11 protein-coding genes are annotated in these 11786 nt (G+C 59.2%); 2 read left to right on the forward strand and 9 right to left on the reverse strand.

What is annotated here, in order from left to right; genetic code table 11:
- Positions 1-17: 17 nt before the first annotated feature.
- The 7 genes from RYB09_RS17285 to RYB09_RS17315 all read right to left on the reverse strand — a co-directional run bounded on the left by RYB09_RS17285 (position 18) and on the right by RYB09_RS17315 (position 7836).
- Positions 18-803 (reverse strand): TenA family transcriptional regulator, encoded by a 786-nt coding sequence (locus RYB09_RS17285; protein ID WP_058401266.1) that lies wholly within the window; start codon positions 801-803, stop codon positions 18-20.
- Between the two features lie 29 nt (positions 804-832).
- On the reverse strand, positions 833-3295 hold the full coding sequence (locus RYB09_RS17290) for an EAL domain-containing protein (protein WP_057407809.1): 2463 nt from the start codon (positions 3293-3295) through the stop codon (positions 833-835).
- Positions 3296-3418: 123 nt separating this feature from the next.
- Entirely contained in the window at positions 3419-5245 is a 1827-nt protein-coding gene (locus tag RYB09_RS17295; RefSeq protein WP_316889498.1) for an ABC transporter ATP-binding protein, read from the reverse strand.
- Complete coding sequence (locus RYB09_RS17300) at positions 5238-5870, reverse strand: DsbA family protein (RefSeq protein ID WP_005731278.1); 633 nt, start codon at positions 5868-5870, stop codon at positions 5238-5240. The genes RYB09_RS17295 and RYB09_RS17300 overlap by 8 nt, the downstream gene beginning before the upstream one ends.
- 3 nt (positions 5871-5873) lie before the next feature.
- A complete protein-coding gene (locus RYB09_RS17305) occupies positions 5874-6812 on the reverse strand; it encodes a rhodanese-related sulfurtransferase (protein WP_032701549.1) in 939 nt (312 codons plus the stop codon).
- 187 nt (positions 6813-6999) lie between these two features.
- Entirely contained in the window at positions 7000-7293 is a 294-nt protein-coding gene (locus RYB09_RS17310; RefSeq protein ID WP_002554579.1) for a BolA family protein, read from the reverse strand.
- 15 nt (positions 7294-7308) lie between these two features.
- The gene (locus tag RYB09_RS17315; RefSeq protein WP_003314637.1) at positions 7309-7836 is read right to left on the reverse strand and encodes a DUF2059 domain-containing protein; all 528 of its coding nucleotides are present in this window, start codon (positions 7834-7836) and stop codon (positions 7309-7311) included.
- Between the two features lie 169 nt (positions 7837-8005).
- Here RYB09_RS17315 and RYB09_RS17320 point away from each other — a divergent pair, with 169 nt between their 5' ends.
- Together RYB09_RS17320 and RYB09_RS17325 are read left to right on the forward strand one after the other, a co-directional pair.
- Complete coding sequence (locus RYB09_RS17320) at positions 8006-9400, forward strand: class II fumarate hydratase (RefSeq protein ID WP_054096977.1); 1395 nt, start codon at positions 8006-8008, stop codon at positions 9398-9400.
- On the forward strand, positions 9393-10007 hold the full coding sequence (locus tag RYB09_RS17325) for an NAD(P)H-dependent oxidoreductase (protein ID WP_058408402.1): 615 nt from the start codon (positions 9393-9395) through the stop codon (positions 10005-10007). The genes RYB09_RS17320 and RYB09_RS17325 overlap by 8 nt, the downstream gene beginning before the upstream one ends.
- An 18-nt stretch (positions 10008-10025) precedes the next feature.
- Here the strand turns inward: RYB09_RS17325 and RYB09_RS17330 are convergent, their stop codons facing one another.
- Together RYB09_RS17330 and RYB09_RS17335 are read right to left on the reverse strand one after the other, a co-directional pair.
- Positions 10026-10985, reverse strand: coding sequence for a DMT family transporter (locus tag RYB09_RS17330; RefSeq protein ID WP_058408403.1), 960 nt, complete (start codon positions 10983-10985; stop codon positions 10026-10028).
- 100 nt (positions 10986-11085) lie between these two features.
- Positions 11086-11685, reverse strand: coding sequence for a tRNA-uridine aminocarboxypropyltransferase (locus RYB09_RS17335; RefSeq protein WP_058408404.1), 600 nt, complete (start codon positions 11683-11685; stop codon positions 11086-11088).
- Positions 11686-11786: the final 101 nt, after the last annotated feature.

Genomic DNA, 11786 nt, shown 5'->3' on the forward strand with positions numbered 1-11786 from the left:
CCTCTCTCGCCCTGCCTCTACACTTCCAGCGCGGCAACACGCCCACGCGCAGGCTTGACCTTGTCCAGCTGCATGCAGCGTTCAAGGAACAAATGCATGTAATCGTAGCTCTTGGTAACAGCCTGACGCAGCTCGGCCTGCAGCTGCAGGCTCGGCTTGTTACCCACCAGTGTGCAAATGATCTCGAGCGCCTCCCAAGGGTGCGCGTCGTCGTACTGTGCATGCATCTTGAGCCACTTCATGGCTTTCTTGCGGGTTTCTTCAGGGAATGCTTCGGCGTAGACCCCATTGGAGCAGACCACTGCCGACCACTCGCCCGTCGCCCCTTCAATGGCATAGTTGGTGGCCGCCATCGCAACAGCCAGTGAATCCGAAGAGCTGGTCTGCCAGCACCAGTGGCTCAGTGCATGCAGCTCAGGCGCAACTCGTTGATCGTGGAGATCTTCAAGCGTCACGTCGTGCGCCGCACACCAGTTCACCCAGTAGTCGGCATGATTGAGTTCGACGCGAATATTGCGCATCAGCCAGCGGCGCGCCATGTCTTCGCCGGGATGACGACCAAAGCGGGTCTTGGTGAGGTTCTTGGCCATGTACACCGCGAACTGCTCGACAACCGGCCAACCGCCGATCAGGTAATGGCGCATGATCTGCGGGCTCAGCTTTGCATCACGCATCTGCTGGTACAACTCGTGCTCGACCACCCGTGCCTTTGCAGCGCTGCAATCCTTGATCAACTGCTGCGCCCAGGCCGGATAACTGCTGGCTTCCATGAGCGGACCGGTTCTCTCGAAAGTGTCGATCACTGGGTATCTCCTTATAGGGTTTCAACTGATTAACGTAGCGTTCCTGGCGCGCCGAACATCAGGGGGTCAGGCCGTACGGGCTGAATGTAAAGACTCTCGCAAGTGAACAATTCAGGGCGTGCTATCAGATACCCTTGTGCAAAATCCACGCCCATTTCCTGCAACGCAAACTCTATCTGCGGCGTTTCTACGTACTCGGCAATGGTGCGCTTGCCCATCACATGACCAATATTGTTGATGACCTCGACCATAGCCTTGTTGATCGGATTGTCGAGCATGTCCTTTACAAAACTGCCATCGATCTTCAGATAATCCACAGGCAAGTGTTTGAGATAGGCAAAGGACGACATGCCCGAACAGAAGTCATCAAGGGAAAACTGACAGCCCAGCCCTTTCAACTCGTTGATAAAGCGAATTGCGCTGTCCAGGTCTGCAATGGCACTGGTTTCAGTGATCTCGAAACAGATCATTCCAGGCGATACGGCAAACGCCTTGAACTGCTGCTTCAGGTATTCGAGGAACGTATCATCTCCGATACTTGAACCGGATAAATTTATAGCACATAGCGCCTGTGGCACCTGATGCCGATCATCACTCTGGCATTGGGCGATCACTTTGAAGACATTGTGCACCACCCAGCGATCCAGCGTAGTCATAAGGCCGTAGCGCTCGGCAGCCGGGATAAAGTTGTCCGGAACCACCATTCGTCCGGACTCGTCACGCAGGCGCAGAAGAATTTCAATGTGCCGCACCTCGTCGCCTTCACCTTTGATCGACGCGATTTCCTGCGCATAAAGGCAAAAGCGATTTTCATCCATTGCCATGTGCAGACGCTGTATCCAGGCCATCTCGCCGAAACGCATCGACAGGGTCAGGTCATCAACACTGTAGACCTGAACCCGGTTGCGCCCCCTCTCCTTGGCCATATAACAGGCCATGTCGGCAGCAGACAACGACCCCTCAAGCGTGGCGGGTGTATCGCCAAGCTGCACCAGACCGATACTTACGGTAGTCATGAATGGCCGACCTTTCCACATGAAATGCAGGGTCTGCACGATCTCGCGCAGCGCCTCGGCTATATCGAGGGCCGTGTCGGCGGGGCAATCGACCAGCAACACGCCGAACTCGTCACCTCCCAGCCGGGCCAGTGTGTCACCGTCACGCAAGCCCTGCGGCAGTGCCCGGCAAAGCTGGCGCAGCAGCTCATCGCCCGCCGCATGACCACCGGTGTCATTGACCAGCTTGAACTGGTCAAGGTCAAGAAACATCAGGCAATGGCTGCCTGCCTGACCGTCAACAGTATCCAGTACCCGCTGCAGGCGGTGCTCGAATTCACTGCGATTGACCAGCCCGGTCAGCGGATCATGAGCGGCCTGCCATGACAGATCGGCGATGTACTGACGCTCCTGTGTCATGTCATGCAGCACCAGCACCGCCCCACTGACCACGCCTTCGTTGTAGATCGGCGTACCGACCAGCGCTACCGAGACCGTACTGCCATCCAGCCGCTGGATAAGCTTGCTGTTGGCGCTGCCGCCCTTGAGCTTGCCGGTAACGATCTGTTCGACCAGCGTCGACGTGTCCTTCTGATCGTTTTCATCCAGCAGATTGAACAGCGCTGTCAGCGGTAGCCCGCTGGCCTGGGTGCTTTTCCAGTGCGTCAGGCCCTCGGCTGCAGGGTTCATATAGACAATGGCCCCGGCCACGTCGATGGTGATCACCCCGTCGCCGATGGACTCCAGGGTAGTCTGGGCGCGCTCTTTCTCAAGTTGCAGGGCATCAGCAAACACGCGCCGCTGGACAATCAGACGACGCACACGCAGCAGCGCCAGAAGAATCAGTAGAACGGCGGTGACCAGATTGACCGCAATCAGCAGGTTGAGGATAAACCTGGACCCCTCGCCCAGCGCATCACTGAACGCCCGTGCTGCGGGCGTTACCCCTTCATTGATGACATTGATCTGCACTCGCCACTGATTGACCTCGGCGGCAGATACGCCGCCCTCACCGACCCGGTCGTGAATATGCCGGGCAAGCTCATTGAGCTGCATGAGGTAGCCATCACCCACCTCCCAAAAGTGAATGGCCTGCTTCATGAAGCTGAAGTTATGGAAGTTCAGGTACATCCAGATGATGCCATTAGCGTCATCGGGGTGATTGCCGCCCTGGATGATCCCGGCCCTGGCATCTGCCATGGACGGAATGGGCTGATCGAGCGCCTTGCGCAAGGCGTGGCCACCCTGAGGGACGGAAAAGGCGTTCTGGTACTTCAGATAGTCACGCTCATCATGCGTGATGGCGTATAGGCTCAGGTAATGGATGGCATCTTTCTGGCCCTTGGACCAGAGACTCTCGCCCGCCACATAGCTGCGCACCGCAGACATGGTGTAGAGGCTGACACACCCCAGCAACGCCTGAAACAGCGCGACGGCAATGAATGGCCATACGATGCCCAACAGACGGGGCTTGGAGAAGGTCCATGGTTGTTTCATGGGTTTCACCTCACCACATGCCTGAATAAACGTCTAGCGCAGAGACTAGGCTAGATTCGTGAATGATGGCAGGTGATTCTCCCGCAATCGAGCCAACCTGTGCGCTGATCGAAGCGTCGCACATCAGATTTGTTGCAAGTGTCCGTACAACTTTGCGTAAAGACCTCCATCGGCAATCAACTGTTGATGTCCACCGTCTTCGACAATCCGCCCGCCATCAAACACCAGAACCCGGTCAGCCTGCTTCACGGCCGACAAGCGGTGAGCGATGATCAGCGTTGTGCGGCTACGCAGAAAACGGGCGAGGGCCTGATGCAGGTTGTACTCGGTAGCCGCATCCAGCGCCGAGGTCGCTTCATCGAGAATAACCACTTTGGGGTCGGACAACACCATGCGCGCGATGGCCATGCGCTGACGCTGCCCACCCGACATTCTGACCCCGGAGCGCCCTACCACGCTGTCCAGCCCTTGCGGCAGATCGCGAATGGCTGACTCCAGTTGCGCAACTTCCAGCGCACGCCAGCAGGCTTCGTCGCTGCAGTCACGACCCATGGTCAGGTTGGCACGCACCGTGTCGTTGAACAGGGCGGGATGCTGCAGCACCACGGCAACGTTCTCACGCACCGTGTCCAGACCGATATCCTGCTGACTGACGCCGCCAAAACGGATCACTCCGGTGCGGGCCGTATACAGGCCCAGCAGCAACTGCACCAAGGTGCTCTTGCCACCACCACTGGCCCCGACGATAGCGACTTTTTCACCCGGCGCGATGCTCAGGTTCAGCTGGTTCAGCACCAGGTCTTCGCCATAGCCGAAAGTCAGGCCACGCACTTCGACCCCTACGGTTTCCTTACCTTCGAATGGATCAGTACCGCCGGCATATTGCGGCTCGTCGGCACGCGCCAGCAGCTCGTTGATGCGCGTCAGAGCACCACCCGCCGCGTAGTAGGCATATTGCAGATTCAACAGTTGCTCAACCGGCGTCATCATGAACCACAGGTAGCTGAACACTGCGAGCATCTGCCCGATCGACAGGTCCGAGAACAGCACCGTGAGCATCGCTGCGGCGCGAAAGATATCGATACCGAACTGGAACAGCAGCCCGCTGGCACGCCCCGATGCGTCGCTTTTCCATTGCGAATTGATGGCGTAATCCCGCACTTCCTGCGCCCGCACGCCCAGGCGGCCAAGGAAGAAACCCTGTCGATTACCCGCCCTGACTTCCTGAATTGCATCGAGCGTTTCGCTCAACGCCTGGGTAAAACGCGACGTGCTGTCGTTCTCCAGCTTTTTGAGGTGCTTGACGCGCTTGCCCAGCTTCACCGTGAGCAGAATCACCAGCGGGTTGAACAGCATGATCAGCAGCGCCAGCTTCCAGTGCATCCACATCAGAATGCCCGCCGTGCCTGCCAGGGTCAGCGTGGCTACCAGCAGCCGACTGAGGGTTTCGCCGACAAACTTGTCCAGCGTGTCCAGATCGGTCACCAGATGCGTGGTCACCGTGCCGCTGCCCAGGCTTTCGTATTCACGCAGGGAAATACGCTTGAGCCGTTCGATCAGACGTAGCCGGATACGGTAGACGATGTCCTTGGCCAGCCCGGCAAACAGCCGCGCCTGCAGAACGTTGAACACCAGCGCCCCGACACGCAACACCAGGGTCAGCAAGAGCATCAGGCCGATGTAGCCCGCAGCCTTTTGCAGGCCACCAGGCAGCAAGTGATTCATGACTTTCAGTGCCGCATCGCCGCGCCCCAACAACACTTCGTCAACCAGCAACGGCAGCAACAACGGGATCGGCACGCTGCACAGCGTCGCCAGAACCGCGACACCATTGGCCAGCCACAGGGCTTTTTTGTGCAGCAATGCAAGACGACGGATCTCGGCCCAACTCAACGCATCGCCATGCGGGGCGTGCGACTGTCGGGCGGCCTCGGGCGATTCATCACGCACTGGCTGCACGCTCCAGCCATCGACCCAGCAAGGGCGAAAGGCTGCTCAACGGCTGATAACCGTTGGTCAACAGCGCCAGCTGGCCGTTGCGCTCGGCAAGCAGAGTCGGAAAGCCGGCGATGCCCAGATCCTGCGCCCAGGCGAAATCAGCGGCCGTTGCAGCTTGCCGCTCCTTACTCTCGAATTCATCGGCAAATGCCTGACGCGACAGCCCCGCCTGCTCGGCCAGTTCGGCCAGCAATGAAGGACGTGTTACGTCACGACCTTCGCTGTAGAAAGCCCGTTGAATCAGCCCGACCAGTTCCCAGGCGCGGTCCGGGTCCAACTGCCGCGCCGCAGTGACGGCCAGACAGGCAGGCGTGGTGTCGTAGACAAACCCTTCCGGCAGCGCACCGTCGCGAAGAAACGGCTGGCCGGTGGCCTCTTCGACCGCCTGCCAATGCTCAAGAATGTAACGACGCTTGGCCGGTTCCAGCGCTGCACCCTCAGAGCGCAGACCGCCCATGACCAGATGCAGCGGCACACCCGCCGCCCGAGCCTGTTGCACCAATGCGTCGGCAACCGGAGCGAAGCCCCAGCACCACGAACACATAGGGTCCATGACATAGATCAGGCGGGCAGACATGGCTCAGGCCTCGGAGGGTAGACGATAGTTACGACCAATCGGATGGGGCTGGTTACGTGCCTTGGCCAGTTCGATCTGTTTTTGCCGGTCGATGGCGCTGCGGCGAGTCTTCTCGCTCAGCGAATCCCAACAATGCGGGCAGCTGACACCCGGTGAGTAATGCTCGCTGGCGCGATCCTCGGCACTGATCGGCGTACGGCAGGCATGGCACTGGTCGTAGTCGCCTTCGGTCAGGTCGTGGCGCACCGTGACCCGGTTGTCGAACACGAAACACTCGCCGCGCCACTGACTTTCCTGCTCAGGGACTTCTTCCAGGTATTTGAGAATCCCGCCCTTGAGGTGATAGACCTCTTCAAAACCTTCGCCCAGCATGTAACTGGAAGCTTTTTCGCAGCGAATGCCACCGGTGCAGAACATGGCGACCTTCTTGTGCACCGCCGGGTCGAAATGCGCCTTGATGTACTCCGGAAACTCGCGAAAGGACGTGGTCTTCGGATCGATGGCGCCCTCAAAGGTGCCAATCGAGACTTCGTAGTCGTTGCGGGTATCGATCAACAGCACTTCAGGATCAGTGATCAGCTCGTTCCAATCCTTGGGCTCGACGTACGTACCGACGCTCTTGTTGGGGTCGACACCCTCTACGCCCAGGGTCACGATCTCTTTCTTGAGCTTGACCTTGGTGCGATAGAACGGCTGCTCGTCGCAGTAGGATTCCTTGTGGTCGATGTCGATCAGACGCGGATCGCTCTTCAACCAGGCCATCAGGCCGTCAATGCCTTCGCGGCTGCCGGACACCGTACCGTTGATGCCTTCATCGGCGATCAACAGCGTGCCCTTGATGCCGTTGTCGACCATCGCCTGTAACAGCGGCTCGCGCAATGCCACGTAATCGCTGAGGGTCACGAACTTGTATAGCGCAGCTACGACGATCGGCTGAGTCATCGGCTCTTGAGTCATGTATCTCTCCAGTGGCGACCCTCGCAAAGGGCCTACCGGGTAAAAATGTGCGGACAAAAAAACGCACCGGCCAGGCGGCGCGGTGCGGATTCTAGCAAAAACCGGAGTGCAGCAGGCAGGTCAGCGGATCAATCGCCCCGGTAAAAGGGCGCAAATCAGCCAAAAAGCCTGATCAGTGACCGCCAGCACAGGTCGGTGAAGCAGGCGCTGCACCGACCTTCGACCATTCTTCGGGCGTGTAGGTGTGCAACGCCAGCGCATGAAACTCGCCCATCAGGGCACCCAGCGTGGCGTAAACCTTCTGGTGCCGCTTGACCGAATTCAGGCCCTGAAACTGATCACTGACCAGAACAGCCTTGTAATGGGTCTGCTGACCACGACTGTGCATGTGGCTCTCGTCGAGCACTTGCAGATGGTGCGGTTGCAGCAGCGCAAGCGCCGACTCGATTCGTTGTTGCATGGTCATGGCAGCAATCGCCTGTCAGGGCTTTTTGGCAGGAGCCGGAGCGGCTGCCTTGGCAGGTTCCAGTTCGGCAGTCATGTCAGCCAGAAGCTTGTTGACGACCGGCACTGCGCTTTCCAGTTTGCTCTGGGTCAGTTGAGCCGATTGCTGAGCCAGCTCAGGCATTTTGGTCATCACTTTCTTGCCCAGCGGAGACTGGTAGAACGCAACCAGGTCCTTCAGCTCGCTTTCAGTGAAATTGGCGGTGTACAGCTTGACCATCTCAGGCTTGAGCTTGTTCCAGCCAATGGCCTGGTCCAGAGCCGTGTTGGCTTTGGCCTGATAGGTTTCAAGCAGGGCTTTTTTCGATGCAGGTGCCTTGGTTTCAGCAAAACGCTGGGCGAACATCTGCTGAACCTGTGCATAGACCGGAGCGCCCAGGCGATCGGCGTTGGCAAGCTTCAGGAACGTTTCGGCGCTCGCGTTGTGACTGGCGGTGTCGGCGAAGACCTGGCCGCTGGCACAGACCAGGGCTACCGCGGTACAAATGGCACGAAGACGGGTCATCGAGTTTCCTTATCTAGCAAACGAGGCATTACCCCAGGGCCGACCATTCTGCGCTTATCTGGGCTTTTGGCTCAACCCCCGGTTCACCCAGCGGTTAAAAAGCACTGCGCGGGAACCCTGTCGACATATGGACACCTAACCCTGCAACGCACTTAAAGGAGTAAGAACAGTGAGCCGCACCGAAACCGACAGCATTGGCCCGATCGAAGTCCCCGAAGATGCCTACTGGGGCGCGCAGACCCAACGCTCACTGATCAATTTTGCGATTGGCGACCAGCGAATGCCGTTGCCCGTTCTGCACGCGCTGACCCTGATCAAGAAAGCCGCGGCACGCGTCAACGACCGTAACGGCGACCTGCCCGCCGACATTGCCCGCCTGATCGAACAGGCTGCCGATGAGGTGCTCGACGGTCAGCACGACGCGCAATTCCCGCTGGTGGTCTGGCAGACCGGCAGTGGCACGCAAAGCAACATGAACGTCAACGAAGTGATCGCAGGCCGGGCCAACGAACTGGCTGGCCAAGGCCGTGGCGGCAAATCGCCGGTCCACCCCAACGATCATGTCAATCGCTCGCAAAGCTCCAATGACTGCTTCCCGACCGCCATGCACATCGCCACTGCTCAGGCGGTCAAGGCACAGCTGCTGCCAGCCATCGCCGAGCTTTCCAGCGGACTGGCCGAGCAGGCTGCGCGGCACATGAAACTGGTCAAGACCGGGCGCACGCACATGATGGATGCGACCCCTATCACCTTTGGCCAGGAGCTTTCGGGGTTCGTCGCGCAACTGGATTACGCAGAAAAGGCCATTCGCGCTGCGCTGCCCGCCGTCTATGAGCTGGCCCAGGGCGGTACTGCGGTCGGTACCGGGCTCAACTCACCGAAAGGCTTTGCCGAGGCCATTGCAGCAGAGCTGGCTGCACTGTCCGGGCTGCCGTTCGTCACTGCGCCCAACAAGTTCGCCGCACTGGCCGGTCACGAGCCGCTTGCAGCGCTTTCCGGCGCATTGAAGACCCTGGCCGGAACCCTGATGAAAATCGCCAACGACCTGCGTCTGCTGGGCTCCGGCCCGCGTGCCGGGCTGGCCGAAGTCAGACTGCCCGCCAACGAGCCCGGCAGTTCGATCATGCCCGGCAAGGTCAACCCGACCCAGTGCGAGGCCTTGTCGATGCTGGCCTGCCAGGTCATGGGCAACGACGTGACCATCGGCTTTGCCGCCAGCCAGGGCCACCTGCAACTCAACGTCTACAAACCGGTGATCATTCACAATGTGCTGCAGTCGATCCGCTTGCTGGCCGATGGCTGCAGCAATTTCAACGAGCACTGCATCGCGGGCATGGAGCCGGATGCTGAAAAAATGGCTGAGCACCTCGAGCGCGGCCTGATGCTGGTTACTGCACTTAATCCGCATATCGGCTATGACAAGTCGGCGCAGATTGCCAAGAAAGCCTACACCGAGGGGCTGACCCTGCGCGAAGCCGCGTTGGCGCTGGGTTATCTGACCGATGAGGAGTTCGACGCCTGGGTGCGTCCGGACAAAATGCTCGAGGCAGGCAGTAATGGCTGATGCCAGAAGCGGCGCAACGCCACTGGAAGGTAACGGCAAACGGATTCTGATGGTTTACGGTACGCCGAAAGCCATCAGTCTCTGCCACGCCCTGGGCGAAGCCTATGCACAGGCTGCGCGCAGTGAAGGGCATGTGGTGCGGGAACTCAAGCTGGGTGAGCTGGATTTCGACCCCATTCTGCACAATGGCTACGATCAGACCCAGACACTTGAACCGGACCTGCTCGAAGCCCAGCGCCAGATTCACTGGGCCGAGCATCTGGTATTCGTTTATCCGGTCTGGTGGGGCGGCTTGCCGGCGCTACTGACGGGCTTTTTCGACCGGGTACTGACGCCCGGTTTTGCGTTCAAAACTCACGGCCGCAAGCAATCCTCCAATGAGCTGCTCCGAGGACGGACGGCGGAGCTGCTGGTCACCATGGACACGCCGCCACGCTACTTTCACTGGATTTACGGCGCGCCGGCTCACCGGCAGATGGTGCGGACGATATTGGGCTTTTGCGGGATAAAGACCAAACGCCTTAGCGAATTTGCCCCGGTGCATAGCGCCAGCGAACAGCAACGCCAGGAATGGATTCTACAGGCACAGGCACTGGGCAAGCGCTGACCTGTTCGGGCAGCGAATTCAGGCCTGAGCCAGCCTTGCCTTGCGCGCTCTGAGGCCGGCGACCAGTGAAGGGCCAAGCGCGGTCAGCGCCGACCCCGTTACGACCAGCATCGCGCCGCCGTAACCCAGCACGTTCAATTCCTCTGCCTGCACATAATCAGGCCATAGCCACGCGGCGGCAGCCACGGCGGTCAGCGTGACCAGCGGCGTCAACGCAAGCGTCGCGCTTACCCGTGACGCCTCCCAATGTGCCAGCGCTTCAGCGAAAGCACCATAGGCCACCAGCGTATTCAGACAGCAAGCGAGTAGCAGCCAGCCCTGCAACGGGCTCAACAATAGCGCCTCGGCAGGGTGCGCCCAAGGCGTGAGCAACAGCGCGCAAAACAGGTAGATCACCATCATCACCTGCAGCGAATTCCATACCGTCAGAAGCTGCTTCTGACTCAGCCCGTAGAACGTCCAGATGGTCGAGGCCAGGAGCACCACCAGCACACCAAGGGTGTAATCGCCCAAGGAGGTGAACAGCTCCACCAGACGCTGATTGAAAAAGAAGCCGAAACCAATCAGCAGGACGACCAGACCAATGCCCTGCCCCAGACTGAAACGTTCCTTGAACAAAAAGATACTGCTGATCAACAGGAAGATCGGGCCGACCTGAACCAGTAATTGCGTGGTACCGGGGCTCAGCAGCCGCAAGCCGATGAGGTACAGCACGTAGTTGCCGACCAGGCCGAATACCGCCAGCCCCACCAGTATCTGGCCCTTGCGTCCCAGCACCTTGAAGCTGGGCAGGCGCTTGACCGACGCCAGCCAGATGAACAACAGCGCGCCGGAAACAGACAGGCGAAACCAGGTCAAAGTGACTGGGTCCATCACCTGCAGAACCTGCTTGAGCTTGATTGGCAGAATGCCCCAGAGCAACGCAGTCAACAGCGACAGACAAAGGCCATAGACCCAGCGACCAGACGAGATGTGCATTGAACCTTCCGCAAGAGATAGAACAAGCTACTCATTCTAGGCGCTGATCGGCAAAGCAACAGTTACAGCTGGGCGCAGTTAACGCCACCAATTGTGTTCTTTACCCCTGACCGCCGTGATTGCGCTGATACGTCTCACTGCCCATGGCCTGAATCTGACCTTCGATCAAGGCGTCGAAAGGCTTCAGCAGCGCCTCGAAAGAGCGTGGCGCTTCCAGCGTCTGCAAGGTATGAACGATAGCCTCAAGCGTCGATAAGGCGTCCGGGCCCGGCGCTTTGCGCAAGCGATAACGCGAAACCGGCACAGTGCCTGGTGTGACCCTTGGCAGCTCAGCAAGCAAGGGATTGAGATGCAGCAGTTTGCGCGCCTTGCGCCAGGTGCCATCCGGCACGACCAGCAGCATGGGCAGCGAATTCTGCGCATAAGGCGTCAGCGTCTGCGCAGCCTCACCCGGAAACAGCAATCGAGGCTGATAGCCGGGCGGATTCAGAATCTCTTGCAGATCGTCGAACACTTCGCCCACCAACAACTGCGCATTGACCAGACCCAGTGCGGCCAGTCGCGCCGTATTCAGCGCGTGGCTGACTTCATCGGGATGCTGCAGGATCAACACTCGCGTGCGACTGTCCAGTTGCGGAATCAGGGCGCACAGACAATGCGTGGCAGGACGCAGACAACGCTCACAACGGGCGCGGGACATGGATCAGTACTCGGTCAATCTCACAAGGTTAAAGGTGCTGCACAGCACAACGAATCAGCGTTGCCACCAACCGCCTGTCGAACAGCCCTGCATTTTAAACA

This window comes from Pseudomonas syringae group sp. J254-4 (assembly GCF_032586855.1).
In the GTDB taxonomy this organism is placed as follows: domain Bacteria; phylum Pseudomonadota; class Gammaproteobacteria; order Pseudomonadales; family Pseudomonadaceae; genus Aquipseudomonas; species Aquipseudomonas amygdali.